At 60.9% G+C, this 26139-nt stretch carries 29 protein-coding genes and 2 riboswitches; of the genes, 12 read left to right on the forward strand and 17 right to left on the reverse strand.

The features are described 5' to 3' along the window. Positions 1-114 precede the first annotated feature (114 nt). The 7 genes from LVY65_RS01995 to LVY65_RS02025 form a co-directional block, all read right to left on the reverse strand. Positions 115-1107, reverse strand: coding sequence for a type II secretion system F family protein (locus LVY65_RS01995; RefSeq protein WP_408021959.1), 993 nt, complete (start codon positions 1105-1107; stop codon positions 115-117). A gap of 12 nt (positions 1108-1119) precedes the next feature. Then, complete coding sequence (locus tag LVY65_RS02000; protein ID WP_235066337.1) at positions 1120-2094, reverse strand: type II secretion system F family protein; 975 nt, start codon at positions 2092-2094, stop codon at positions 1120-1122. Between the two features lie 66 nt (positions 2095-2160). Next, complete coding sequence (locus tag LVY65_RS02005; protein WP_235066338.1) at positions 2161-3426, reverse strand: pilus assembly protein CpaE; 1266 nt, start codon at positions 3424-3426, stop codon at positions 2161-2163. Positions 3427-3428: 2 nt separating this feature from the next. Then, positions 3429-4055 carry a CpaD family pilus assembly protein gene (locus LVY65_RS02010; RefSeq protein ID WP_235066339.1) on the reverse strand — a complete coding sequence of 209 codons (627 nt, stop codon included), beginning with the start codon at positions 4053-4055 and terminating at the stop codon, positions 3429-3431. A 29-nt stretch (positions 4056-4084) separates the two neighbouring features. Continuing rightward, complete coding sequence (locus LVY65_RS02015; RefSeq protein WP_235066340.1) at positions 4085-5548, reverse strand: type II and III secretion system protein family protein; 1464 nt, start codon at positions 5546-5548, stop codon at positions 4085-4087. Position 5549: 1 nt separating this feature from the next. Then, positions 5550-6602, reverse strand: a complete 1053-nt coding sequence (cpaB, locus tag LVY65_RS02020) for a Flp pilus assembly protein CpaB (RefSeq protein ID WP_235066341.1) — start codon at positions 6600-6602, stop codon at positions 5550-5552. 46 nt (positions 6603-6648) lie between these two features. Further along, the gene (locus LVY65_RS02025; RefSeq protein WP_235066342.1) at positions 6649-7122 is read right to left on the reverse strand and encodes an A24 family peptidase; all 474 of its coding nucleotides are present in this window, start codon (positions 7120-7122) and stop codon (positions 6649-6651) included. A gap of 50 nt (positions 7123-7172) precedes the next feature. Between LVY65_RS02025 and LVY65_RS02030 the strand changes: the two genes are divergently transcribed. After that, positions 7173-8279, forward strand: coding sequence for an NAD(P)/FAD-dependent oxidoreductase (locus LVY65_RS02030; RefSeq protein WP_235066343.1), 1107 nt, complete (start codon positions 7173-7175; stop codon positions 8277-8279). On the opposite strand, the gene rnhA is transcribed toward LVY65_RS02030, so the two are convergent. Both rnhA and ispH read right to left on the reverse strand, forming a co-directional pair. Then, positions 8276-8719 (reverse strand): ribonuclease HI, encoded by a 444-nt coding sequence (rnhA, locus tag LVY65_RS02035; protein WP_235066344.1) that lies wholly within the window; start codon positions 8717-8719, stop codon positions 8276-8278. The two genes, LVY65_RS02030 and rnhA, sit on opposite strands and share 4 nt — an antisense overlap. A 5-nt stretch (positions 8720-8724) precedes the next feature. After that, positions 8725-9672, reverse strand: coding sequence for a 4-hydroxy-3-methylbut-2-enyl diphosphate reductase (ispH, locus tag LVY65_RS02040; RefSeq protein WP_235066345.1), 948 nt, complete (start codon positions 9670-9672; stop codon positions 8725-8727). A 96-nt stretch (positions 9673-9768) separates the two neighbouring features. On the opposite strand from ispH, the gene LVY65_RS02045 reads away from it, so the two are divergent. From LVY65_RS02045 to LVY65_RS02075, 7 genes are all read left to right on the forward strand, one after another. Then, positions 9769-10401: a hypothetical protein gene (locus LVY65_RS02045; RefSeq protein ID WP_235066346.1), complete on the forward strand. Its 633-nt coding sequence runs from the start codon at positions 9769-9771 to the stop codon at positions 10399-10401. Between the two features lie 68 nt (positions 10402-10469). Continuing rightward, positions 10470-10560: riboswitch (glycine riboswitch) on the forward strand. Positions 10561-10564: 4 nt separating this feature from the next. Then, positions 10565-10655: riboswitch (glycine riboswitch) on the forward strand. A gap of 68 nt (positions 10656-10723) precedes the next feature. Then, positions 10724-11848 (forward strand): glycine cleavage system aminomethyltransferase GcvT, encoded by a 1125-nt coding sequence (gene gcvT, locus LVY65_RS02050; protein WP_235066347.1) that lies wholly within the window; start codon positions 10724-10726, stop codon positions 11846-11848. Further along, on the forward strand, positions 11845-12216 hold the full coding sequence (gene gcvH, locus LVY65_RS02055; RefSeq protein ID WP_235066348.1) for a glycine cleavage system protein GcvH: 372 nt from the start codon (positions 11845-11847) through the stop codon (positions 12214-12216). Before gcvT ends, gcvH begins: the two co-directional genes overlap by 4 nt. After that, complete coding sequence (locus tag LVY65_RS02060) at positions 12198-12962, forward strand: class I SAM-dependent methyltransferase (RefSeq protein ID WP_235066349.1); 765 nt, start codon at positions 12198-12200, stop codon at positions 12960-12962. The genes gcvH and LVY65_RS02060 overlap by 19 nt, the downstream gene beginning before the upstream one ends. Further along, the gene (gene gcvPA, locus LVY65_RS02065) at positions 12962-14320 is read left to right on the forward strand and encodes an aminomethyl-transferring glycine dehydrogenase subunit GcvPA (RefSeq protein WP_235066350.1); all 1359 of its coding nucleotides are present in this window, start codon (positions 12962-12964) and stop codon (positions 14318-14320) included. Before LVY65_RS02060 ends, gcvPA begins: the two co-directional genes overlap by 1 nt. Next, the gene (gene gcvPB / locus LVY65_RS02070; protein WP_235066351.1) at positions 14317-15915 is read left to right on the forward strand and encodes an aminomethyl-transferring glycine dehydrogenase subunit GcvPB; all 1599 of its coding nucleotides are present in this window, start codon (positions 14317-14319) and stop codon (positions 15913-15915) included. Before gcvPA ends, gcvPB begins: the two co-directional genes overlap by 4 nt. Next, the gene (locus LVY65_RS02075; protein ID WP_235066352.1) at positions 15915-16562 is read left to right on the forward strand and encodes a DUF938 domain-containing protein; all 648 of its coding nucleotides are present in this window, start codon (positions 15915-15917) and stop codon (positions 16560-16562) included. Before gcvPB ends, LVY65_RS02075 begins: the two co-directional genes overlap by 1 nt. Here the strand turns inward: LVY65_RS02075 and LVY65_RS02080 are convergent. Continuing rightward, positions 16482-17150, reverse strand: a complete 669-nt coding sequence (locus LVY65_RS02080; protein WP_235066353.1) for a phosphatase PAP2 family protein — start codon at positions 17148-17150, stop codon at positions 16482-16484. The genes LVY65_RS02075 and LVY65_RS02080 overlap by 81 nt on opposite strands. Before the next feature lie 51 nt (positions 17151-17201). Here LVY65_RS02080 and LVY65_RS02085 point away from each other — a divergent pair, with 51 nt between their 5' ends. Beyond that, the gene (locus LVY65_RS02085) at positions 17202-17603 is read left to right on the forward strand and encodes a PilZ domain-containing protein (RefSeq protein WP_235066354.1); all 402 of its coding nucleotides are present in this window, start codon (positions 17202-17204) and stop codon (positions 17601-17603) included. A 25-nt stretch (positions 17604-17628) separates the two neighbouring features. On the opposite strand, the gene LVY65_RS02090 is transcribed toward LVY65_RS02085, so the two are convergent. Beyond that, complete coding sequence (locus LVY65_RS02090; protein WP_235066355.1) at positions 17629-18285, reverse strand: PilZ domain-containing protein; 657 nt, start codon at positions 18283-18285, stop codon at positions 17629-17631. Positions 18286-18511: 226 nt separating this feature from the next. On the opposite strand from LVY65_RS02090, the gene LVY65_RS02095 reads away from it, so the two are divergent. Next, positions 18512-19492, forward strand: a complete 981-nt coding sequence (locus LVY65_RS02095) for a retroviral-like aspartic protease family protein (RefSeq protein WP_235066356.1) — start codon at positions 18512-18514, stop codon at positions 19490-19492. Between the two features lie 81 nt (positions 19493-19573). Here the strand turns inward: LVY65_RS02095 and LVY65_RS13180 are convergent, their stop codons facing one another. Further along, positions 19574-20614, reverse strand: a complete 1041-nt coding sequence (locus LVY65_RS13180) for an outer membrane beta-barrel protein (protein ID WP_268828558.1) — start codon at positions 20612-20614, stop codon at positions 19574-19576. Positions 20615-20835: 221 nt separating this feature from the next. Between LVY65_RS13180 and LVY65_RS02110 the strand changes: the two genes are divergently transcribed. Then, positions 20836-22176 carry a L,D-transpeptidase family protein gene (locus LVY65_RS02110; RefSeq protein ID WP_235066357.1) on the forward strand — a complete coding sequence of 447 codons (1341 nt, stop codon included), beginning with the start codon at positions 20836-20838 and terminating at the stop codon, positions 22174-22176. Positions 22177-22180: 4 nt separating this feature from the next. On the opposite strand, the gene LVY65_RS02115 is transcribed toward LVY65_RS02110, so the two are convergent. Further along, on the reverse strand, positions 22181-22828 hold the full coding sequence (locus LVY65_RS02115; RefSeq protein WP_235066358.1) for a response regulator: 648 nt from the start codon (positions 22826-22828) through the stop codon (positions 22181-22183). Positions 22829-23084: 256 nt separating this feature from the next. Here LVY65_RS02115 and LVY65_RS02120 point away from each other — a divergent pair, with 256 nt between their 5' ends. Beyond that, positions 23085-23438, forward strand: coding sequence for a DUF1622 domain-containing protein (locus LVY65_RS02120; RefSeq protein ID WP_235066359.1), 354 nt, complete (start codon positions 23085-23087; stop codon positions 23436-23438). Positions 23439-24140: 702 nt separating this feature from the next. Here the strand turns inward: LVY65_RS02120 and LVY65_RS02125 are convergent. The 4 genes from LVY65_RS02125 to folK form a co-directional block, all read right to left on the reverse strand. Continuing rightward, entirely contained in the window at positions 24141-24380 is a 240-nt protein-coding gene (locus LVY65_RS02125) for a hypothetical protein (RefSeq protein ID WP_235066360.1), read from the reverse strand. A 56-nt stretch (positions 24381-24436) separates the two neighbouring features. Beyond that, positions 24437-24652, reverse strand: a complete 216-nt coding sequence (locus LVY65_RS02130) for a hypothetical protein (protein ID WP_235066361.1) — start codon at positions 24650-24652, stop codon at positions 24437-24439. A gap of 52 nt (positions 24653-24704) precedes the next feature. Further along, complete coding sequence (locus tag LVY65_RS02135; RefSeq protein WP_235066362.1) at positions 24705-25433, reverse strand: toll/interleukin-1 receptor domain-containing protein; 729 nt, start codon at positions 25431-25433, stop codon at positions 24705-24707. A 201-nt stretch (positions 25434-25634) separates the two neighbouring features. Then, on the reverse strand, positions 25635-26126 hold the full coding sequence (folK, locus tag LVY65_RS02140) for a 2-amino-4-hydroxy-6-hydroxymethyldihydropteridine diphosphokinase (RefSeq protein WP_235066363.1): 492 nt from the start codon (positions 26124-26126) through the stop codon (positions 25635-25637). Positions 26127-26139: the final 13 nt, after the last annotated feature.

Consider the following 26139-nt stretch of genomic DNA (forward strand, 5'->3'; position numbering starts at 1 on the left):
GTTCCCGAAACGAGAACCGCCGCCGCTCCACTGAGGAGCGACGGCGATTTCCCCACCCCCGATGGGACGAGCCCCGCTTTGGCCAATGTCCCCCCGAACATCGGCGTCGCGCGACTAATGCTTGAATAGATTGTCGCTGATCGAGCAGGCCGCCGGACCCAGAATGACGATGAACAGGGTCGGCAGGATGAACAGGATCAGCGGCACGGTCATGATCGCCGGCAGGCGGGCTGCCTTTTCCTCGGCGCGCATCATCCGCTCGTTGCGGAACTCTGCCGACAGCACGCGAAGTGCAGAGGCTAATGGCGTGCCGTATTTTTCGGTCTGAATCATGGTCGTGACCACGCCGCGGACGGCTTCAAGGTCGACGCGGCTGGCGAGGTTTTCGAATGCCTGGCGGCGTTCCGACAGGAAGCCAAGCTCAATCGCGGTCAGGCCGAACTCGTCGCCCAGCTCCGGATATGCTTTGCCCAATTCCTTCGCCACGCGGTTAAACGCCGCGTCCACGGTAAGGCCGGCCTCGGCGCAGATGACCAGCAAGTCTAACGCGTCGGGCAGACCTTTGCGAACTGCGTCGCTGCGCTTCTTGACCTTGTTGCTGAGCCACAGGTCTGGCGCCTTATAGCTTCCTACCAGGGTGACCGCGACGAACGCATATTTCTTGAACCACGACCAGTCGGGGAAATAGTCGACCCCATAAATCAACACGATCGCGCCGATGCCGAGCACGACCGGCATGACGAAACGGGCGAAGATGATGAAGAAGGCCAGGTCCTTGGTACGGATACCGGCCTGCATCAGGCGCATCTGGGTTTTCTTGATCTGATCGTCCTGCAGCATCCTGAAGTTGCTGAGGATTCCCCGTACGCGGTCGGCCGCGACATTCTTGTTTGTGATTTTCTTGCGCTTGTTGGTCGACGCGACGATGCCAGCCTTTAGCTGCTCGCGCCGCTCGTTGAGCGCCTTTACCCGGCGCGCCATCGGGTCGCGCACAGTTGTCACTGCGTAAATTGCGGTGAGCACGGCCAGGGTTGCGACGGCGCTGAGCACCGTTGCAACCCAAATGACGTCGACGCCGAGTAGTGTTGGTCCGTTGGGGGCTGCCATCATCCGTTCCCACTAAATCTCGAAGCTGACCATTTTGGCCATGATGAATACGCCGATGCTCATCCAGCAGAGCCCGCCGAGGCCGGCGACAATGAGCCGCTGATCTTCAAAGAAGCCGCCCATGTAGCCGGGGTTCACCATCGTCACGAGGCCGAAGACAATGAACGGAAGCGATCCGACGATGTAGGCCGAAGCCTTCGATTCCGAGCTCATTGCACGGATCTTCAACTTCATCTGGCCGCGTTTGCGCAGCACGTCGGCAAGGTTCGACAGTGTCTCCGCCAGGTTGCCGCCGGTTTCGCGCTGGATCGCCAGGGTGATGACGAAGAACTGGAATTCTGCCGTACCGAGCCGGTCCGACGTCTCCTGAAGCGAGGCCTCCATAGTCCGGCCAATCTTCATCTTGTCGGCGACCGCGCGGAATTCCACGCCGACCGGTCCCGAAATTTCGCCTGCCACGATGCCGAGTGTTTCGGTGATTGGCAGGCCCGAACGGAGGCCGCGGACCATCAATTCGATCGCGTCGGGAAAGTTGGAATTGAACTTGTTGATCCGGCGCTTGATGAGGAAGCCGATAACGAAGTGGGGAACGCCCACACCGGCAAACAATCCAACGAAGAATGCCAGGAAAAAGGGCGCGCCCTTGATCATAAGCAGCGCCGCAACGAAGAGACCGAGGCCCAGCGAGGCCATCGCATATTTGCCAAGGGAAATATCCTTGCCGGTCTGATCAAGCCGTCGCCGAAGCAACGCCGGCTTGGGAATCAGCGTCGAGAATATGCCTTCGACCCGGCTGGCGCGGGCGGCCATTAGCTTGCGGATCTGCGCCTGGGCATTGGCTGCAAGCATGCCGCCTTCGGCATGGCGCTCCTTAATCAGCTCTACCCGGCGCTTAAGCGACTTGCGCGGATTTGGGCCGCTCATCGCTTTGCCGCCGAGCAGGAGGGCGCCCAAAACGCCGATCGCCACGATGATGATATAAATCATGATCCGTCCGTTCGTCCTGCTCGTCGTAGCGGCGGAGGGCTGACCCTCCGCTCGCGAATTGATGCGTTACGCGGCCTTGTCTTTCGGCTTGGCAAGCATCGACTTCAGATTGTCGACCAGCGACTTGGCATTGGCCGACTTGGCTTCGGAAGGCGCACCTTCTTCGCTCGAATGGCTAAGGACCATGTTCGACAACTGCGTGAATGGCGCAGCCATCTTGCCAGTCGCAATCTCAGCCATCGGCTTGCCCAGCTTGGCGGCCTGGGCCGCAACCTTGCGATCCTCCGGGAACATGACGTCCACGCTGCGCTCGATCGACTGCTCGAAATCCTTCTTGCTGATTTCGAGCGCACCGCCGGTTGGAACGCGATTGGCTGCGACAATGACCTTGGTCTGCGGCGCATTGGCCTTGAGCCAGGCGAGCACCCGGATCGTGTCGCGAGTACCGGCCAGCGTCAGTTCGCTGACCACAACCGCGACATGGGCGTCATGCACCATGTGCGGATATTGGATCAGCATCTGGCGCGGCAGGTCGAGCACGGTCGACTCGAACGCGTTCTTCATCTCCTCCTGGAGCTGAAAGAAGGCGGTCCCGTCCGTGATCAGCGGCTGATGGAGCGGGGCTTCGGCCGACAGGACCGACAGCCGCTCGTTGGCGCGGATCATGGCGCGTTCGATGAACAAGCCATCAATGCGGCTCGGGTTTTCAATCGCGTCAGTGAGACCGCGACCCGGCTCCAGGTCGAGCGCCAACGCGCCGGTACCGAAGTGCACGTCAAGGTCGAGTAGCGCGGTCGAACGATGCGCCTTTTCGCCCATCAACCAGGCAAGGCTGGTAGCGACCGTCGAGGCGCCTACGCCACCACGGACGCCGATGACGGCGGCCATGACGTGCGGCTTGTCGGCCTGTGCCTCGCCGCGCGGGCCGGACAGGATCGACTGGGCATGGGCGAATGTGTCGCGCAGCTGGTCGACCGTGAACGGCTTCAGCAGATAGTCGTGGATGCCGCTTGCGACCAGGTCGCGGTACAGGCGAACATCGTTGACCTGACCGGACGCAATCACCACCGTGCCGGGCTCACACACTTCTGCAAGTGCGTTGATGTCATTCAGCGGGTCGGCCGATTCCGAAAGGTCGACGAACAGGATCGTCGGGCTGGCGGAGACGGACAGCGACTGGACCGCATTACGCAGGCCGCCCTTGTGAACCTTCTCCGGCGACCAGCCATGTTCGACCGCAACGGGGCGAAGCATGTCGGCCGTCGCATCGTCACAGACGAATGCGGTGAAGGGGTCACGTAGACCGGCTCGGGCTTGGAACGGAGCGTTCATCACTAGTTGCCCTTCTTCGTGCTGATGTCCTTCAGGCCGGAGATGCCTGTGGGAGTTGCCTTGCGATAGGTTTCCACCGCCTTGGTTGCGGTCAGGCTATCGACCACGCTGCTACCCTCGCGCCCTTCGATCAGGTCGACCGGGTTGGCGACCATGGAGGCGAGGTTGCTGTTCACCGCGCATCCAAAATTGGACATGCTAGCGTTCTCGAAGTTGGGCTGAGACGGAACTGACCAGTTGGGGCAGTTCGGTACGCTCGCGCGGGCCCGGCTGACCACCACCCGGACCGTACCCGGCTGGATCGCGCCGGTAGTGACCGGGGCACCGTTGCTTACCAACAGACCATATTGCCCAGCGACGCGGGCAACGTCGGCCTTCGCACTATATGCGTCCGGTCCGTCGACGTAGATCGAATCGCCATAGCCGAGCTGTAGCGAGCGGAACCAACCGTCGAGACGTCCGGCTTCCGATGAAGGAAGCGAACCGCCGGGAGCGGTGAGATCGAGAGCATAGTCGGCCCGGCTCACGACCGGCACGTTGATCGCCGCAACTCCGCGTGACTCAGGATCCGGCGTAACACAGCCAGCCAGTGCGGTGGCGAGGGCCAGGAGAGTGATTGAACGGCACATCGTCTGTTCCTTCATTTCCACGGGGCGGGTCATAGCTTGAAGCCCGGGCTAGCCGGCGCGGCAGTTACCGCGCTGGATCCGCTGATCGCAGGGACCGGGGCGCCTTGGCCGGGCCGAGTGCTCGAGACACCGGTGTAGCTCTGACCTTCAAGCACCATCTGGCCAGCGGTCGGAGCGCGATAGCCGTCGGTCGGCAACGCAGCCTGGCTCGATACTGGACGTACCAGGTAAGGCGTAACGACAATGACCAACTCGGTCTCCGCGCGACGATATTTGGTCGAACGGAACAGAGCGCCGAGGATCGGCAGATCGCCGAGGAACGGTGCCTTGTTGATGTCATTGGTATTGGTGTTGCGGAGCAGCCCGGCAATCATGAACGATTGTCCGGAACCAAGCTCGACCGTGGTTTCTGCACGACGCGTTGTCAGCGCAGGAACCAGGAAATCGTTCAGCTTGACTGCACCTTCGTTGCTGAGCTCGCTGACTTCCGGACGAACGCGCATCGAAATGCGGCCGTCCGCAAGCACGATCGGCGTGAAGGCCAGGCCAACACCATATTGCTTATATTCGATCGTCACGGCGCCCAGAGCCTGGGAGATCGGGACGGGGAATTCGCCGCCGGCCAGGAAGCTGGCTGTCTCACCCGACAATGCAGTCAGGTTCGGTTCGGCCAGGATCGTGACGAGGCCGTCGTTTTCCGACAGATCAAGCGTCGAGAGAATATCGAGGCCGAACAACTTGCCCGCGAACCCCAGGGTAGTCCCGGTTTCGAGGATGTTGAACGACTTTGGTACAGCCGGTGTCGTTCCGACACCCGGCGTTCCAAAGGTCCCTGGGCTGCCTTGGCCAATACCGAACTGGAAGCCGCTGGTTGGATCGCGCGTAAGGATATTGACGCCGATTTGCTTGATCAGACTGCGGCTGACTTCGGCAATCCGGACTTTCAGCGTGACCTGCAGCGGAGTCGCCGAACGAATGCGGCTAACCACCTGGGTGCCCTGGCCGACATAGGCCTGGACGAGGCGCTGAGCCTCTTCGACGTCCTGAGGCGAAGCGACCGTGCCGGTCAACAACACGAGGTTGTTCATCGGGGTCGCCTGTATGCTTGCATCCGGCATTGCTAGGCGTAGCATTTCGCCGACCGAGCCAGTGTTGGTGCCGACACGGACATTCGCGGCATAGACCACACGGCCGGACCGGTCGGTGGCATAGACGGTCGTCTCGCCCGATGCCTTGCCGAACACATAAAGCTGAGTCGACGAGCGTACCTGGACATCAGCGATCGAGTCATTTGCGATGAACACGTCGGTCATCGGGGCCGACAGTCGGACCAGCGTTCCGGTGTTCTGTGACAGGGTTAACGTTTCCGACGGCCGGGCAGCGCGAGATTGCGCGGCGGCGGGCGCGGCGACAGCGACAGTGCTGACGCTCATGGCCAGGGCGGCGAGGGCAGTGCCCAGGCAGGCGTGGCGGCGGATAGAAATATTGGTCATCTTAGCGAGCTCCCACCGGAACGACGGTGACATTGTTGCCGCGAGCGACGCGCACGACGGGGCCTGACGGTACGGATTGCACCGCTGGGGCCGACGAATTGCCCTTACCCATGATGGCATTGGCAAATTTGGTCATCGGGTCACCGCCCTGGTCGCCCTGCGAAGACGAGCGGGCCGGTACGCTACGGCGCTGGAAGCGCGAAACGTCGCCGCCGGTGACATAAGTAGTGTTGTTGTCCGCCGGACGATTGGCGACCGCCAAGAGCATGCGGCGCTCCTCGGCCGGATTAGTGCCTGCCGGGACTTTGACCTCGCCGGCCGCAACCGCACGCTCCAGCTCGGCCGTATTGTCGGCGATCGAGCGCAGCGCCAGGCTCAGCTGGCCAAGCGACTGGGCAACGGCGATCTTTTCGGCGATCCGCGGAGTAGCTTCCAGCGTGACGGTGGAGAAGGTCTTGACGACCGTCTTGCCTTCCTCATCCTTGCTGTCGATCCGCTGGTCGGTAGCCAACACGCGCAAGTTGCGGATGATGGTTTCCGATACTTTGAGCGGCGGGCCATCGCCGCCGCCGGCGACGTCCTGAGTGAGGACCATGTCAACGCGGTCACCTGGAAAGACGAAACCCGCGACGCCGGTTGTGCTCGAAACCGGCACGGTGACGGCGCGCATTCCCGGGCCCAATGCCGCGGCAAGGAAGCCACGATCGTTCGGGCCAACCAGCGCGCCCTTGGTTAGCGGCTGGCCGGCGGTAACCGGATTGCGGACGACGGTACCGAGCAACTTGCTGATGTCGGAGTCAGGCGCGCCTTCGGTGTAATAGGCATTCTGCACCAGTTCTTTCGGCCAGGCCTGGAAGGTCAGTGACTCAGCATCGACGATCGTGCCGACCGGAAGAGCTTTGCGCGCAACGAGGACCTTTGGCCCCATCGGCACTACGGGCGCGGCATTGGCTGCTTCGGCCCCAGCTCCGGTGAACATGTTCTTGGCCATGACGGCGGTAACCACCGCAATGACCAGCGCTCCGATGAGCAGCGCGACTTTCTTGACGTCCATGGCGAACACGCCTCCCGCAAACGGTCCTCTTCAATGCTGGGGACCATCAGGCAAAATGGTTAAGAAAGCGTTGGGCGAGTAACCACATTCCGCCCACCGCGATGGCGACGCCGTACGGAACCTCCGGACGGCCAATTTTCTTGCGTGCATGATGAATGCCCATGACAAGCAACGTGAGTACGCCGCCGGCGATCGACATGATGACAATCAGGGTTATTGTCTCGTAGGGCGTAAACCATAGCGCGAGCGCACCGGCGAGCTTCACATCGCCACCCCCCATGACATTCATGTAGAAAGCGCCTGCAAACAGCAGGAAGACGACGACTGCCACTCCGACGCGGATCGCCGCATCGGGCCAAAAAGGTACCCCGGCCGACCACCAATAGACGGGTGCAAGCAGCGCGATCGTAAGGTTGAGGCCGTCAGAAATCGTGTAGGTACGCACGTCGACGACGGCGATCCAAACGAGAAAGACAGCCAGCAGGCCGAGCAGCGCCAAGGTGAATCCAATGTTCATCATGACACCACCTCTAGACGGCGCGCCTTTCCAAACCGTAACCAGCCAATGGAATGACAAAAGTTGACGTCTTGATTGTCGGCGGCGGGATCGCCGGGGCCAGTTTGGGCGCCCGCCTTGCCGCATCGAAGAGCGTTATGCTGATCGAGGCGGAGGATATGTGCGGTCGCCATGCCACCGGGCGATCGGCGGCCTTCTGGCAAGCGAGCCTTGGCGGCTCAACGCCGGAACGCCTGCTGAGCATCCTTTCCAAGCCGATGTTCGACGCCGGTTGGCCTGGCACCTCGACCGCACTGCTGCGCCAGCGTGGCGCGGTTCACCTGACGGGCCCTTGCGGGGAGCGGATGGATGAGGTCGACGACCTAACTGGGGAATATGCCCCGGTGCACCTCAGCCGTGCCCAGATTGATCAGCTGATTCCGGGACTTCGGGCCCAATGGACCGGCGCGTGGTTCGAAGCCGGATGCGCAGATATTGAGGTCGCAGCATTCCACGCGGCGTGCCTCGCTGCGATCCGCCGACAGGGCGGAAAGGTAGCGACGGATGCTGCATTGCTGGCCGCTACTCGCACAAGTGGCACCTGGAAAGTCGAGACTAGCGACGGTGAGGTTGAGGCGCCGATCTTGGTCAATGCCGCGGGCGCCTGGGGCGATCAGGTTGCGGAGTGCGCCGATGTGCAGCGAATGGGACTCGAACCACGGCGGCGAACCGTTGTCCAGCTGCGCGTCGGGCAACGGGGGCTTCGCGACCTGCCGTTCGTCACCGATCTTCATGAAAGCTTTTATTTCAAGGGGGAGGGCGACAACAGCGTGTGGGTTTGCCCCCTTGATGAGACCTTGGTCGAACCATGCGATGCGGCGCCGGAGGAGATCGACGTGGCCACCGCGATCGACCGGTTTGAAAAGGCGGTCGACTGGCCGGTCGAGGCAGTGGAGCGCAAATGGGCTGGCCTTCGTACCTTCGCGCCCGACCGGGCCATGAAGTTCGGGTTCGATCCGATTGCCGATGGATTCTTCTGGTGCGTTGGCCAGGGCGGGATGGGCATCCAGACCGCACCTGCGGCATCGTTGCTGTGCGCCTCACTGATCGGCGACGAGCCTTTGCCCGCCGAATTGGCCGGCATTGACCCTTCCGACTTCTCGCCTCGCTCTAAGGCTTAGCGTCGCGCCTCGGCTTCTGCGCAGGCAAGCTGGTCGGCGCGCTCATTTTCGGGATGGCCCGCATGGCCCCTTACCCAATGCCATTCGATGAGGTGCGGTCGGCACGCCTCGAGCAGCGCCTGCCATAGCTCGGCATTTTTGACCGGCTTCTTGTCCGCGGTCTTCCAGCCGTTCCTCCGCCAACCGTGGATCCATTTTGTAATTCCGTCACGCACGTAATTGCTGTCGGTTGTCAGCTGTACATGGCAGGGCCGCTTCAACGCCTTCAGGGCCTCGATCGCAGCCATCAGTTCCATGCGATTGTTGGTCGTCGGAGACTCGCCACCCGATAGTTCGCGTTCCTTGTCGCCAAAGCGCAAGATGGCACCCCAGCCGCCTGGTCCTGGATTGCCCTTGCAGGCGCCATCGGTAAAAATCTCTACCTTTGCGAGTTCGTCCATCTGGGTCAGGCGACCAGTTCGCGCGGAAGCTTGAAGGTCATGCCCTCCAGCACATGCTCCGACTCTTCCTCCGTCACGTCGAACCGCTCGGACAGGGCCTGGATGACTTCGCGGACAAGGACTTCGGGGGCGGAGGCGCCGGCAGTGAGGCCCACAGTTGAGGGGCTTCCAAGCCAATCCCAGTCGATGTCGCTTGCGCGCTGGATCAACCGGGCGGGAACGTTCAATCGCTCTGCCACCTCTGCAAGGCGTAGCGAGTTGCTGCTGTTCGGAGCGCCGATAACCAGCAGTTTCTCGCAACGCGCGGCGATCGTCTTGACCGCTCCCTGCCGGTTCGACGTGGCGTAGCAAATGTCTTCGTTGCGCGGCGCGAGAATCGCCGGAAAGCGCCGTTGAAGGGTCGCGACAATCTCCGCCGTATCGTCGACGGATAGCGTCGTCTGGGTAAGAAAGCTCAAATGTGCGGGATCCGCGACCTCAACATTCTCGGCATGCTCGGTCGTTTCGATGAGTGTCATCTGCCCTTCGGGCACTTGGCCGAATGTACCAATCACCTCGGGATGGCCGGCGTGGCCAATGAACAAGATATGGGTGCCAGCCTCGACCAGGCGCTCAGCCCGGCGGTGGACCTTGCTGACCAGCGGGCAGGTCGCATCGAGATAGTCGAGCCCTCGGGCCTGTGCGGCCGCTGGCACAACCTTGGGTACCCCATGGGCGGAGAAGACCACTGGCCTTCCGTCCGGCACCTCGTCCAGTTCCTGGACAAACACCGCGCCAAGTCCGCGCAGCCGATCGACTACATAGCGGTTGTGAACAATTTCATGCCGGACATAGACAGGCGGGCCAAACCGCTCGATCGCCAGTTCGACGATCTTGATTGCGCGGTCGACGCCCGCGCAAAAGCCACGCGGCGCGGCAATCAGCACATGAAGGCGAGGCTTGGAAAGGCTCATGGGCGGCGATTTAAGGCCTCGCTTGCAGCATTGCTAGGCGGTTCCTATGAACGGGCCGCACCACTGCGTTACGCGTCATCAAAGGAATCAACCATCGTGAAGCTTCGCCTCACTGCTCTTGCCCTGGTCATTCTCGCCACGGGCTGCTCGCGCGAAGGCGAGATCACGCAAGGCGGCATTTACATCACCCGCTCGATTTGCCCGCAGGTCGGAGTGCCCGCCGCGACCGGGGACATCACCTTGTTCAACCCGGCGAATCGCAGCGACGCAGCAGCGATCGATGTCTCCGCGGCCATCACCAACGTCCGCGCGTCCTGCAACGATACTGGAGCCAACGTGGTTTCCACTGCTTCCTTCGACGTGGTCGCGACGCGTCGCGATGCCGGCGAAGCTCGCACGGTCGTCCTGCCATACTTCACCGTTGCAATGCAGGGCGGCACCCAGGTCGTAGCAAAGCATATCGGCAATATCGGGTTGAATTTCGCCGCCGGCAGCATCCGAGCCCAGACTTCGGGCCAAGCAACGATTCAGGTATCTCGTGCAGCTGCGACCTTGCCCGAAGATGTTCGGAAAGAACTGACACGGGAACGTAAGCCCAGCGATGCCGACGCAGCGATCGATCCCTTGTCAGATCCCAAGATCCGCGATGCGGTCGCCCGGGCTTCGTTCGAGCATCTTATCGGCTTCCAGCTTACCCAGGAACAGCTTCGCTACAACGCTACTCGTTGATTCGATTGACAGCGCTGGCTGGCGCCGCCAGAGCGGCTCACGTCACCCAAGGCTAAATTCGGCTGAGGGAGGCGATCGCGGGAGAGACCCGGCCTTGGCCGGGCGCCGAAGGAGCAACCGCCCCCGGAATCTCTCAGGCAAAAGGACCGCGCTCGCCTGACGCTCTGGAAAGCGCTTCCGTTTTGTCTAGCGGAAGCCACCGAAGGGGTAAGCGGCTCTCAATGCCGTGAAAGCTCTCAGGTCACCGCGACAGAAGGGGGCCCGGATCAATTTGCGCGTGCGGACAGCCGTCCCGCGTGCCGGGCTTTCGAGGACCAGCGGCGTGACAGAGATCAATGATAATCTGGCAAAATTGCCGCTCGACAGCTGGCACCGCAGCCGTGGCGGCCGGATGGTGCCATTCGCCGGCTATGAAATGCCGGTTCAGTTTGAAGGCATCATGGCCGAGCATTTGTGGGTCCGCGAACATGCGGGCCTGTTCGACGTCAGCCATATGGGCCAGCTGTTGTTCCACGGCCCCGATATCGATCGCGCACTCGAGACACTGCTTCCTGGCGACTTGCTGGCGCTGAATGACGGCCGGCTTCGTTACTCGATGCTACTGGCCGAGGATGGCGGGATCATCGATGATCTGATGGCTACCCGCCGCGGCGAACATTTCTACCTCGTGGTCAATGGTGCGACCAAGCACGGCGACATAGAGCAGTTTGAGAAGCGACTGCCGCGCACGATTGTCATGGACCATATGAGGGAACAGGCGCTCTTGGCGCTTCAGGGGCCAGAGGCGGTTGTTGTGCTCGATACGGTAGTCCCGGGGGTCAGCGAACTGAGCTTCATGCAGGCCGGCCTGTTTCATTGGAATGGCAGGCCGCTGTGGATCAGCCGCTCGGGCTACACGGGCGAAGATGGGTTCGAGATTTCAGTTGCCGGACGGGACGTTGAGACGCTCGCGGACGCTCTCACCGCGGACGAACGGGTCAAGCCGATCGGCTTGGGAGCACGCGATTCGCTCCGGCTTGAGGCTGGTCTTCCCCTTTACGGCCATGACCTTGATGGGACGACCACACCGATCATGGCCGGCCTGAATTTCGCGATCGGCAAGCGCCGCCGAGCGGAGGGTGGCTTCGCCGGTTCACTGCGGATCATGGCCGAGCTCGACAACGGATCGGCGCTAAAGCGCGTCGGACTCATGGTCGAGGGTCGCCAGCCGGTCAGGGAGGGCGCCCTAATCCTTGATGCCGAGGGAAGCGAGATTGGGAGGATCACTTCGGGCGGACATTCACCATCGCTCGGAAGGCCGATCGCCATGGGCTATGTCGCGAGCGATCGCGCCGAGACGGGGACCGTGCTGACCATCGAACAGCGTGGCAAGCTTTTCCAGGCGACGGTCGCGCCGATGCCATTCGTCCCCCATCGCTATCATCGCAAACAGGGAGCAACCGCATGAGCCTCTATTTCACCAAAGACCATGAATGGATCCGCGTTGACGGCGATGTAGCGACGGTCGGAATTTCCAATCACGCTCAGGAAGCCTTGGGTGATATCGTGTTCGCTGAAGTGCCAGATGCGGGGAAGAGCCTCTCCAAGGGCGATGATGCGGCTGTTGTGGAGTCGGTCAAGGCCGCCAGCGATGTATATGCCCCGGTCGGCGGCGAAGTGATCGAAGGCAATTCCGCGCTGGCCGACGATCCCTCGTTGATCAATCGCGACCCCGAAGGCGAGGGCTGGTTTTTCAAGCTCAGGCTCGCGAACACAAACGAACTCGATGGGCTGATGGATGAGGCTGCCTATCGCGAATGGGTAAAGACGCTCTGACTGACGCTCCCGCCTCGACCAGCAAATGGGATGCTGAGGACTATGCCCGCATCGGTGGGTTCGTGCCCGCATTGGGGCAGGCCGCGCTCGAGCTACTCGACCCTCAACCGGGCGAGCACATCCTCGATGTCGGCTGCGGCGACGGAACGCTGACGCTCAAGATCAAGGAAATGGGCGCCGACGTAATCGGTATCGACAATAGCCTGAGCATGGTCGCGGCGGCCAAGGCCAAAGGCCTTGATGCGCGGCTGATGGATGCCGCTGACCTTCGCTTCTCGGAAGCGTTCGACGCGGCCTTTTCCAATGCCACACTGCACTGGGTTCTCGACAAGGAGCGTGCGGCGCGTGCGATCTGGTTCGCGCTGAAGCCCCGCGGCCGTTTCGCCGGCGAGATGGGTGGGCAGGGGAACCTCGCCAAACTGCGTGAGGCGCTCGATGATGAGTTGGTCGCTCGTGGCTTTGGTCCGCCAACCTATGCCGCCAACTGGTATCCTTCGGTGGAAGAGTTCACCGCCGTCTATGAGCAGGCCGGGTTCAAGGAAATCGACGCTCGGCTGATTGAGCGGCCGACTCCGCTCGATCACGGCGTCGCTGCCTGGGTGACCACGTTCCGCGCCGGGTGGCTCGATCGTGCCGGTGTTCCGCATGAGGAACGCCGCTCGATCGCAGAGGCGGTCGCCGATCGCGTGGGCTCGAACATCGCGGATTACGTCCGCCTTCGCTTCATCATGAGGAAGCCAAACTGATGCGTTATTTGCCGCTGAGCGATTCCGATCGCTCTGCCATGCTTGAGAAGGTCGGGGCCACCTCGATAGACGAGCTATTTCGGGACGTACCCGAGGAGGCGCGGCTGAAGGGGCCAATCGACGGATTGCCGATGCACGCCAGCGAAATGGCGGTCGAGCGGGACCTTACCGCCATGGCCCGGAAGAATATGGTCGCGGGCGAGGTACCCTTCTTCCTCGGCTGCGGGGCATATAAGCACCATGTACCGGCGAGCGTCGATCATCTGATCCAGCGCGGCGAGTTCCTTACAGCCTATACGCCCTACCAGCCGGAAATCGCGCAGGGCACGCTGCAGGTTCTTTTCGAGTTCCAGACCCAGGTCGCGCGGCTGCTTGGCTGCGAGGTCGCCAACGCGTCGATGTACGATGGCTCGACTGCTTGCTGGGAAGCGATCGGCATGGCGCGACGGATCACCCGGAAATCGAAGGCGATCCTCTCGTCGGGCCTTCACCCGCATTATGTCTCCGTCTGCAATACGATGGCCAAATTCACCGGCGACACGCTGGAGACGGCATTGCCGGCGCTCGACGATGCGACCGATGCCGAGCGGCTGATCGCCAGCATCGACGATGAGGTGAGCTGCGTCGTGGTGCAGTATCCGGACATCCTCGGCCGGATCACCGACCTGACCCCGATCGCCGTAGCGGCGCAGGCCAAGGGCGCGCTGCTGATCGCCGTGGTTACCGAACCGGTGGCTTTGGGCCTCATCAAGGCGCCGGGCGAGATGGGGGCGGATATTGTCGTCGGCGAAGGCCAGTCGATCGGCGTCGGGCTGCAATTCGGCGGACCTTATGTCGGCCTGTTCGCCACCCGCGAGAAATTTGTTCGTCAGATGCCGGGTCGTCTGGCCGGTGAAACGGTCGATGCCGAGGGCAAGCGCGGCTTTGTGCTGACCCTGTCGACCCGCGAGCAGCATATTCGCCGTGAGAAGGCGACCTCCAACATTTGCACCAACTCGGGTCTTTGCGCACTGGCTTTCTCGATCCACCTAACCTTGTTGGGCGAAAAGGGCCTAACGGAGCTTGCTAAATTGAATCACGCGCGCGCGTGCGAGGCGGCAGGACGGCTGTCGGCCATCCCGGGCGTGCGCCTGGTGAACGATAGCTTCTTCAACGAATTCACTTTGGAATTGCCGATAGAGGCACGGCCGGCGGTCCATGCGATGGTCGAGAATGGGGTGCTGGGCGGCGTTTCGCTCGGGCGGCTCTATCCCGGTGTTGATGCGCTTAAAAATGGGTTGGTGGTCGCTGTCACCGAGGTTGTCAGCGACGCAGATATCCACGCGCTGGAAGCCGCGCTCAAGGAGGTATGCAAGTGACCGCCGTCAATCCGTCGGGCTGGCGCCCGTCCGCCCCGTCAAACGACGAGGGTACCGCCGTTGCGACCGTCACCGGTAACCGTGCACTGATGCTCGAAGAGCCCCTCCTGTTCGAGATCGGCGGACGCAACCAGACTGGCGTGGACCTGGAGCCAGCGAAAGCAGGCGCCTCTCGCCTCGGGGGCCTCGAGCGTCATGGTCTCGATCTCCCCGGCCTCAGCGAGCCGGAAGCGGTGCGCCACTATACCCGCCTGTCGCGGCAGAATTACGCCATCGACCTTGGCCTGTTCCCGCTTGGGTCCTGCACAATGAAGCATAATCCGCGCCTCAACGAAAAGATGGCGCGGCTACCGGGCTTTGCCGATATCCACCCGCTCCAGCCGCAGGAAACAGTGCAGGGTGCGCTTGAACTAATCAACCGGCTTGCCTTCTGGCTGCTCGAACTTACCGGCATGCATGGCGTGGCGATGAGCCCAAAGGCCGGCGCCCATGGCGAGTTGTGCGGGCTGCTTTGCATCCGCACTGCCCTTGAAGCGCGCGGCGACGCCCGCGAAGTGGTGCTGGTGCCGGAAAGCGCCCATGGCACCAATCCGGCGACTGCCGCCTTCTGCGGCTATCGGGTCGAGAATATTCCGGCGACCAAGGCTGGCCGCGTTGACCTTGAGGCGCTCAAGGTTCGCCTTGGGCCCGACGTTGCCGCGGTAATGATCACAAACCCCAACACCTGCGGCTTGTTCGAGCCGCAGATGAAGGAGATCAGCGACGCGGTGCATGCCGCCGGCGGATTCGTCTATTGCGATGGTGCCAATTTCAACGCGATCGTCGGCAAGGTCCGCCCTGGGGATCTCGGCATCGACGCGATGCACATCAATCTGCACAAGACCTTCTCGACCCCGCATGGCGGCGGCGGCCCGGGTTCGGGGCCGGTCGTCCTGTCAGAGGCGCTGGCGTCTTTTGCGCCGCTGCCGTTTGCGGCAAAATATCCCGATGGGACCTACAAGCTGGTCGAAGAAGAACATGCCGCCGAAGAGCATCCCAACGCATTCGGCCGGATGGTCGCATTCCATGGCCAGATGGGCATGTTCACCCGCGCCCTGACTTATATGCTTAGCCACGGCGCCGACGGGCTTGCCCAGGTTGCCGAGGATAGCGTCTTAAATGCCAACTACATCCTTCGCAGCCTTGAAGACGTGCTCGACGCGCCCTTCGCGCACAGCGGCCCCTGCATGCACGAGGCGATTTTCAGCGACAAAGGCTTCGCGGAGGGCTTCTCGACGATCGATGTTGCCAAGGCGCTGATCGACGAGGGCTTCCACCCGATGACCATGTATTTCCCGCTGGTCGTCCATGGGGCCATGCTGGTCGAACCGACCGAGACCGAGTCCAAGGCTAATCTCGACCAGTTCATTGCGGCGCTCCGCTCGATCGCCGAGCGGGCGCGCGTTGGCGATGAGACGCTGAAGGCGGCACCAGTCTACGCCCCACGGCGTCGCCTCGACGAGACGCTTGCGGCCAGAAAGCCGGTGCTGGCCTACAAGACGCCGGCGCCCGATGGATCGAGCACGGGGCTTGGCGCTCACTTCGGCGGGGGCTGATGGCGAAACCCAGCTTCCCACCCTACAACGTAGGCGATCTTGGAACAGGCGTTCGTCGCCAATCGCCCGCCGCTGCGCGAAACGTTGGCCCGATCGGCGACGTACTCGCGGACTGGCTGCCGACCAGGGGAACAGTGCTGGAGATTGCCAGCGGGACGGGCGAGCATGCGTTGGCGTTTGCGCGCCGCTTCCCCAGCCTGACATGGCAACCTAGCGACCCGGACCCGCACGCGCTGGCATCAATCGAAGCGTGGTGCGCGGAAGGTCCCGACAACCTTTTGCCACCGCTTCAACTCGACGTTTGTGAGGCCGATTGGTCAGTCGGGGAAGCCGATGCGATCCTTTGCATCAACATGGTTCACATCAGCCCTTGGGAGGCATCTCGGGGCTTAATTGATGGGGCTGCAACGCTCCTTCGCAAGGGCGCTCCGCTTATTTTCTATGGGCCGTGGCTGGAGGCTGACGTGGTAACCGCCCCATCGAACCTTGCGTTCGACCAAAGCCTCAAAGATCGCGACCCACATTGGGGCCTTCGAAGTGTCGAGGATTTTGCTGCGGAGGCCGCACTACGCCACATCACCCTTGCCGAGCGCCGAACCATGCCGGCCAACAATATTATGCTGCGCTTCTTCGCGAAGGGTATCTGAACGCGATGCGACGGTTAGTGCTGTCGCCACCGCTAGCAATCCAAACGCCCATCCGCCGATAACATCGCTTGGCCAATGAACTCCGAGCCAGACGCGGGTGAAGCCGACCAGGACGGCCAAAGCCAAGGCGGCCCATACAGCTTTCGCTCGATACGCAGCCGGACACGCGATTAACGCAGTGGCGAGAAATGCTGTCATGCTGTTGGCGCTATGGCCGCTTGGGTAGGCAAGGCTGTGGATCAAAGCCGGATCCAGCGGTGGCCGTGGGCGCCCTATCCATTGTTTGAGACCGTCGACGAGCGACCGTTCCCCTAGGACCGTTACGGCCAGTAGCAAGGCCAACCCTGGCGCGCGCCTCAAGAGCAGCGACAATGCCGCCAAACCAGCGATGCTCAAGGTGATGGGAGCACTCCCTATCTGAGTAAGCAGGGCAGCGGCCTGGGTCATTGCCGGCAAATCGGCCCGCATTTTTGCCAGCACGTGCATCAGCGCAGGTTCGGCCCCGCTGCCCGGGCCGCCTAGAAACCCCGCCAGAATAAATGTCAGAATGAGGCCAGCCACGAATATGGGTCGTGTAATTATGTTCATGGTGTTCCCACGTTAAATGAAGGTTTACCGCTTTGGCCTAGCATTGCCGTCATGGATCAAAGCAACAACCCACAGAATCGCAAGGCGCGGCGGTCCAATGTGTTGATGTCGGCCAGCCTGGAGCTGTCGGGTACGTCGCTGCCCGTCAAGCTTCGTAACCTCAGTGCCGATGGGGCGCTGGTGGAAGGGGACAAGCTGCCAGTCGAGGGAGCGTCGCTGCTGTTTCGCAAAGGCGAACTCAGCATTCCCGGCCAGGTTGCTTGGGTAAAGGGCCGGCAGGCAGGAGTCGCGTTCGGTTATAATCTCAATCCGGACCAGCTTCTTCGCCACGTTCCCGCGCCGCGACCGCGGGTAACCCCAGACTTTCGCCGACCGGGGTTGAAGGGCACGCTGACCGCGGAGGAAAAACGGTACGGCGAGAAGTGGGTTTGGCGGTTTCCGACAACCGAATGATTTCTCGCGGGTAGCAAATCGTCGATCAACTTGCGCTATGATGAGTATTGCGCCGTTCTTGCAACCAGGCGACCAGTTCACTTAGCGGAAGCAGTCGATTGAACGTAATTCCGGTAAAACCGCCGTCCGTCCAGCAGGCAACGCCTGGCTGGGGCGGCAAGCCAGGAAGCGTGATGATGACGTCCGCGCCGTGCGGCAGCAGCGTTTCGCACGCGATCTTCGCGCCACCTTGCGAAACATTGCAGACTTTGACCCTTATCGTGTTTGCGCCTTCTCTAAGCGTTGCGAAGCATTCGATCTCGACCCGCGGCATGCGAGGGCGCGGGCCGTCCATCGTTGCGGATAATATGTCGATGACGTCGATCGGCTGATCGAAGCTGACCCCGGCGTGATGGTCGCGTGTCCAGCTGATCCTGCCGGAAATCGGCTGGCCGCTCTTTAGCTCAATCGTGACGGGCGTGCTCTCGGCAACACTGCAATAGAGGCGCAACATCATTCCGCCGGCCGAGATGTTCTTGATGAGGCAGAGCTCTCGCTTCTGCTCGATGAGGATCGAACCAACGCGATAGAGAGTCGTGAGGCGATCGCCTTCGCGGCGATCGGAATCCGCGATGGGACCCGGTGCCGCTCCGGAGAGTGAGTAAACTGTTGTTTCGACGGGCTGGGTTTCCACTCTCTTCACTCCACCAACGCGCGGTCCCGAGTTCACCGTCGCCAAGCCATTCGGCCCAATCCACCGTCGACTGTATTAAGCCAGCCTTACCAATCTGTTGATGGCCGCTCCGTTGTGGTTCGATAACGCTCCCCTACATCAATGCGCCGCTCAACCATGCCTATCTTGCGGTGGGCGCGGACGAGGCGTAGCTTCGGCCAAGGACCAACCTGTCAGGGGTCCCGGAGCTTTGCTCATGATGATTTCTCACTGGCTTGCCGCGGCCTTGATCGTTAGCGGTTCGACGGCGGTAGCCGAACCAAACCGCCTCGATGTCGAAGTTACCCCGAGCGAGCCGATCGATCGAACGACAATTACCGACGAGGTCGCCCTTGGACGAGATGTTGGGGACCGGATGACGGTCGACGTCTCGGTAGGGGGGCGGGGACCATATCGCTTCCTCGTCGATACCGGCTCCGAAAGGACCGTAATTTCCCGCCAACTTGCCCAGCGATTGCAGCTTGAAAGTGGCAAGGATGCCATCCTTCACAGCGTGGTCGGCGTAAATGACGTGAGTACGGTGTTCATCCCGCGCCTTCAGGTTAGCAACAGCATCATTTCGGTAGTCGATGCGCCGGCCCTCGAGGCGTCCAACATCGGGGCCGACGGAATGCTTGGCATCGATAGTTTGCGATCACAGCGCGTGCTGTTCGATTTCAAGGCCAAGACCATGTCGATCACACCGTCTAAGAGGCCCCTTGAGCGCCTTGATGGCGAAACGATCGTGGTTCGCGCTCGCGCGCGCCACGGACGTTTGATTTTCTCACAGGCTCAGATTGATGGCCAGAAGGTTACGGTCATCATCGACACCGGGTCACAGGTCACGATCGGCAACTTTGCACTACAGCGCAGCCTGATGAAGCGCAGGTCGTGGTCAGTGCCTAGCGCAGTGACGATCGAAAGCGTGACGGGCGAGGTGTTGAATGCACGGGTGTCGAACGTGAAGCAGCTTGAACTTGGCGGGATTCGTGTCGACGACCTGGCCGTGGCATTTGCGGATGCTCATATCTTCAAGCAGCTCGACCTCCAGCATCAACCCGCACTGCTTCTAGGGATGAATGCGATGCGGGCATTCGACCGCATTTCGATCGATTTCGAATCCAAGAAGGTCCGGTTCGTGTTGCCGGGAACCAGCATGCGCCAATCGGTACGGTTGGCGGCCGCGGGCGGGATCTAGGAACTTCGGCCATTTACAGGATTAAAAAATGCCCGGGCGAGACCTACTCGCCCGGGCATTGATTTCACCCAGTCCCGGCGATCAGCCGCGCTCGGGCTCCGGCGGCGGAGGCGGAGGTGGCGGCGGAGGCGGCGGAGGCGGACATGCGTCCGTTGCCAGGATCACCGAACCGTCCGGGCAAGTCTGCGTCGCCGGCGGAGGCGGCGGAGGCGGCGGGGGCGGCGGCGGAGGCGGGGGCGGCGGTTCGGCCGCACCGAAGTTGAAGATCAGGCTCGCCAGCAGGCTGTGCGAACGGAACCTGTTATCAAAGTCGGTGGACAAGACCGCGTTCGTCGTCCTGTCGACCGTAACCGGCGCTCCGGCATTGTCGAGAACGGTAAACCGGTCAGCGTTGCCAGAGATCGCAAGGACGTCATTGTCGGCCAAATGGACCTTGGCGGTCCGGAAGTAACGATATTTGAGGCCAAGATCGATGTTCGGAGTGATCGCGTAGCGCACGCCGGCAATCAGCTGACCCGCCCATGCGCCATCGCTTTGGCTGACGAAGTCATTGCTGACTTTCACCTTCGCCCAGCCCAATCCAAGGCCGGCGTAGAAGGAGAGGCCATCCTCGTTACCGAAATCGAACAGGCCGTTGACCATCGCCGAGAAGACGGTGGTCTTGCCGTCCAGGTTAAAATCGCCGGATGCCAGCGCCGGCAAACCAGGAACGACCGGATCCGCGGGTGCTGGAAGGGCGGTAGCCGGACGGTTCAGCGCCGAGTTCAGGTCTGAGACGAAGCTGTTATCAATGTTGAGATCTTTTAGCTTCGCCTTCTTCCAGCCGACCTCACCCTCGAGCCGGAACATACCGAAATCGTAACCAACAATGGCGTCGAGATCGAGGCCCGTCTTGTAGTCGAGATTGAGGGCGTTGTTGAAGTTCGTGTCGACGGGCGGCGCTACTGGGATCGTTGGCGTCAGCGGGGTCTGCGTGGTCGTATAGTCGGCGAAAATGTCGGCATCATGGCTTGGTGCGAATAGGACACCGCCCTCGACACCCACATAGGCCTGACCATCACGGGCCTGGGCCGGCGCAGCGATAGCGACTGCCGCCACTGCGGTGAGTAGGTAAACTTTCATGTATAAATCCCCTTATTGCGGAACCTTGAATTTCAAAGGGCCAAACCCCTCCCTTGCGGGAAAGTTGCGGCATCCAAGGACCGTGAAATATTTCCCAAACTGATTGTGGCTTACTGGTAACAGGTAAGACGGGAAGGGCCGGGAATTGCCCGGGGGGCCAGAAGTTGGTTGAACGGTGACACGCAGCTTTGGTTAATATAGGGCTGCGTAGGGAGCTGCTCGTGCAACGGAACCTGTTGAAAAGCGCCGCCTTTATGGCTTTGGCATTGTCTTCGGTCCCTGCGGGGGCTGCTCAAGCGGGCACGGCCGTGGCGGCAAGCCCGCAGCTGACCGTACTCCAGGGAAATGACGACATTTCCCGTTTTTATACGGCCAGCAAGAATGCTCCGATCTGGTTCCGGGCCGGCCAAGCCGACGCCCCACCACTGCTGGTCAGCATCCTCAAGCGCTCCCCAATCGATGGCTTTGCCCGAGGGCCGCAATTGGCGATGGAAATCGAGGCGGCGATGGCCAAGGCCCAGGCTGGCGATCCTTCCTCAGTCCAGGCTGCAGAGCGACTGATGTCGAGTGCATGGATTTCCTACTCGCAGGCGATTAGCGCGCTGACTCCCCGCATGCTTTACAGCGAGAAGTGGGTTACTCCGGTCGTTCCATCCTCGTTCCAGGTGCTTCGACTGGCACTTAAAGCCCCATCGCTTGCACAGCATTTGAAGAGCGTTTCGGATATCAACCCGATTTATTCCTCGCTCCGCGATCTCGCCATTACCGAGGCAAAGCTGCCGGGCGGAGGGCAGTCCGCCCGCTATGCAGCCAATTTGGAGCGCGCCCGCTCAATTCCGGCCACGGGTAAGTTTGTGCTCGTCGACGCTGCTACCGCGCGCCTTTGGATGTATCAGGACGGGCGCCCGATAGATTCAATGAAGGTCATCGTTGGCGACAAGGAAAAGCTAGGCTTGCCGACGCCCATGATCGCAAGCGTGATTTGGTATGCGACGTTCAATCCATATTGGCACGTACCCGATCACCTGGTGAGGAAGACGCTGGCTCCGCATGTGATCAATGACGGCGAGACCTATCTGAAAAAGAATGGGTATGAAGTCGTATCGGACTGGAACGCCACCGAGATCCTGCCGGCCTCCAGCGTCGATTGGAAAGCCGCCGCAGATGGGACTGTTCACGTCAAGATCCGCCAGTTGCCCGGGCCGACCAATTCGATGGGCAAGCTCAAGTTCAACTTCGCCAACCCCGAAGGGATTTACCTGCACGACACGCCCACCAAATCGAAGTTCGCGCTCAGCAATCGCGCGCTCAGCAATGGATGCATCCGGTTAGAGGATGCCCAAAGGCTTGGTCGCTGGCTGTTGGGCCGGGAACCGGTTGCTCCGGGCGCGGGCATGGAGCAGCACGTCCAGTTGCCGCAGGGCGTTCCAGTCTATGTCACTTACCTCACCGCCCAGCCGAATATCGGAGAGCCAAGGCTGGTAAGGGATATCTATGGCTGGGATGCCCAGTCGACCATCACCGCCGCAGCCGCGGTCCAGGCAGCGGGCGCGGGGTCTTGAGCCTCTAAGCCTCGATGATGTTGTTACGCACTGCGTAGCGCACCAATTCTGCCGTCGTCCTCAGGTTAAGCTTGTGCATTGCGGCGGCGCGATGAGTCTCTACCGTCTTGACGCTGATCTTAAGCATCTCCCCGATTTCCTTGTTGATCTTGCCTTCGGCAATCAGTTGCACAACCTCCCGTTCGCGATGCGTCAGGCCACTTAGGCTTGATGTCGGAAAATTCCGCAGGAACTGTTCCAACAGGGCTTCCGACGCCGCGGCACAGAAATAGGGCTGGTGGACCGATAGAGCCTCAATCGCCGCCAACAAATGCCGTCCGCTGTCCGACTTCAGCACGAAGCCGCGCGCGCCCGCCCGCAACATATCCATGACAAGATCTTCTTGATCCTGCGTTGTGTACACCAGCACTTCAATCCAGGGCATTTCGCGCTTGAGGGCGATGGTCAGATTTAGACCGTTCATCCCCGGCAGGTCATAGTCTACGATCGCGATATCCGGGGATGAGCGATGCGCCGTCAGTAGCGCCTCCGGGCCCGTTGTCGCTTCAGCCACCACGCTGAGATTAGGCCGCGATTCAACAAATGTCCGTACGCCCCGGCGAAGGACATCGTGAGCATCGGCAATCAAAATGCGGCGGCCTGATTTAGCCATGGTTCACTCGCTCAAGATTGCGAACGCCTTGGAACCGAGGAACGGTCAGTCGGCGTGCCTTCGCTGTTCCCCACTTGGAAACGACAATGCAAAGCGCCTTGTGGCGGGCCCTAAGTCACTTTTGGCTAGGAATTCCGCCAATTTCCATCGGGATTTACCCTCGCCTTCCCGATCAGCACGATCAGATGTGAGGGAAGCCAAAGCTCAGGGCATTTCCCGATGTCGGGGACCGCGCATTCACGTAATCTGCCCGCCCATGAATGAATTTGTAGATCGGGCCTCCGATACCGTCGCAACGGCGATAGAAGTCATCATGGTGCTGGTGATTGTCATTGGTACCGTGCGGACAATTGCGGCCATGGTCGGCCGGCTGGCAGCACGGCAGGCGCTTGCCCCGGCAGTACGGCAAATCTGGCTTCACTATGCTGCCTGGATTCTGCTGGCGCTCGAATTCGCGCTGGCCGCCGACATCATTCGGACGATTGTCAGGCCCGATTGGAACGAGATTGGGCAGCTTGGAGCCATCGCCGCGATCCGGATCGCGCTCAGCTACTTCCTTGGGCGGGACATCGGCGAGGTAGAGCATACCGACGTAGCGGAGGCTCCATGAGGTTGCCTGCCGCGCGCCGGGGATTTCAACTATGCTGCGGACAGTCGCAATTTCAGGCTGGTGAGCCGTGCTGGATTCGAACCAGCGACCTACTGATTAAAAGTCACTAGGGAGCCGCCACAAAAACGGCTGTTTTCCTAGATTTCCGCCAATTCATGACGGTCAGTGTGGGGACTGGAAGGGACTGGAAGCGACAGGGAGCGACTGGAAATCCGCACACTATCCGCACACTGGGCCGCAAAATTAGGCGAAGAAGCCGGAACCTATCGGGGGTTCTTCTCGCACATAGACCTACTGCTTTTCCCGGCACATTTCCGGCGAGTTGAGCGCAATCCTTGAACTTACTGAAATCCCCCACTAATGCCGCGCCAGTGGGCCGTTAGCTCAGTCGGTAGAGCAACTGACTTTCGGAGGAAGCCCAAGCAGGAAACTGCTTGGTGAACAGGTGTCAAACTCGGGGAACCCTTCCGCGTCGCGGCGATGGCAATCCCGAGCCAAGCCAGGGGAAACTCTGGAAGGTGTAGAGACTTGATGGCACCCGCCTAAACCAGCGTAGGCTGGCATGGCGAAGGGAAAGTCCAGACTCCAAACGCCCTGTCGGGCGGCGGCGAAAGCCGTGGTGGGTATGTAATCAGTAGGTCGCTGGTTCGAATCCAGCACGGCTCACCAATTCTCGATGTCCGCTTTTGGTGGAAAGCGGACTTATCTCCGCCGGTATTCTCGGTCCATCTTCCAGACCACAATAACATGGCCGACGGCAACGCTGACCACCGCAACTATGCCCGCCGTCCAGGCCATCAGGGGATGCGCTTTGGCATAGATGACAGATGCGATGCCCAATGGAACAGCCACAGCTGCCATCGCGGCAATGACGGCCCAACCCTGCCACGTCACGGGTTGGTAGCTGATGCGAGCATAAGGGCGGAACCAAGGGTCAGACATGCGGCGAGCCTATGCAGGCCAGCTTATGACCGCAATGGGTGGAAAGCGGTCATTAGCTAATGCACGTTTGAAGCCGCATCAGCGTCGCGGTCGTAGACATTCCATGGTTCCGGCAAGTCAGGAAGTCGCTCTTCAAAGCACGCGATGTGGCACCACCACGTCTTCGTTACCTCGCTCCTCGTTCCGACCGTTAGATAGCTTGGATCGGCATTTGAGTAGTCGATCTTGCCGCAGAAGCAGCAAGGGGTGATCGGGTGCGGTTGGTCGTTCATGTAGCCAGTCTGCCGGTCCGGCGTAGTGTCCGCAATGGGTCGAAAGCGGTCGCTAGAACGGTAAGTCCTCGTCAGGCTCTTCGCCCTTCAGCGCCTTCTTTGCTTCAGCTAGGCGTCCGGACGTTCGCTCATCCTTAGCGAGGATCATTTCTATCTCTGCCGCGATGGCGTCGGCGTTCCTACCGCGCCTAGGTAGAGCCTGCTGCTTAGAAATGAAGCCAGTCGGATCTTCGTCTTCCATTTTGAACGAGATCACCTTTGCCCCCCGGCCAAAGGCAAACCCCACCTCCTGTTGCGTCCAATTGCTCTGCGAAAATCCTTCGGTGAGCATTGCAATAAAGCCATCCATCGTGCGCAAGGCTCGCTCAATTTCTGATTGCCACTCCAGCGTCGGATGGATGTCTTCATGGGCAACAAAAGCGTCGATCCCGAACGGCACCAGCGCTTCCTTCAACCGGGTAGCCTTTTGGGCGTCTTTGGAAATGTGACTGATAAAAAGCCGGAACAGCTTTGTGTCTTGCCAATTTTCTGGGGGCAAGGAAGCACTTGTCGGACTAGCACTAACTTCCATCCCAAGTTCGTCTGCAATCTTAAGGATTGTCTCCGTCGCGACGCCGCGCAGGGCAGTCTTCACATAAATCCACTTGCTGTTGACTGTAACATTCTGCGGAGGCGAGACGGCGAACTCCGCGAGGAAACCATTGATTTCCTCGTATGTGAAACGGCTTTGAAGTTCGCGTCCGATATTGTCGATCAAGTTGATCTTATCGATGATACGCAAGACTACAGCTCCCGCTTACTCCCCCAGTGTGCGACTTTTCTCGCACGAAAAACGACGAAAATCCGCACATTTTCCGCACACAGACTCCTCAAAAGGAGTCGTGCTAAGCTTAAGCAATTGAAATATAAGGGTGTTCTGTTGGCCTTAAAAGTCAGTTGCTCTACCGACTGAGCTAACGGCCCTCACCTGACGGTCAGCCCGTTAGCTTGCTCGCCGCCGCTTGCCAAGGCGCGAGGCGAGGTGACGGGGCGTCAAACTGCCGTCGATCCGCCAACCCGGCGCAATGGCAGCCAAGGGCCCGATCACGAAATCGCGCTGTGCGAGCCTTGGATGGGGGATTGTCAGGCGCCGAGTAACGAAGCGACCACCGTCCCATGCGACGAGATCGAGATCGAGCACCCGCTCCCCCCAGCGGCGGCCGCGGCGGCGACCGAAGTCCCGCTCAACTCCTTTGAGCGCATCCAACATCTCCGCCGGTTCCAGATCGCTCTCCACCAACGCGACAGCATTGGCGAAGTCTCGACCCGCACCACCGACCGCTTTGTTGAGGATGATCGGCGACGCATCGAAAAGGGAGTATTCCGCATCAAGTCGGCCGATCGCCGCTTCGACCACGCCCGCCGGTCGGCCGTGGCGGATATGGCGACGGTTGGAGCCGATCGCGATGGCGTAGAGATGCGTTGCTCGCCCCATTGCCGTTCGCCTA

Origin of the sequence: Sphingomonas cremea, from assembly GCF_021502585.1 — a bacterium.
Classification (GTDB): Bacteria; Pseudomonadota; Alphaproteobacteria; order Sphingomonadales; family Sphingomonadaceae; genus Sphingomicrobium; species Sphingomicrobium cremea.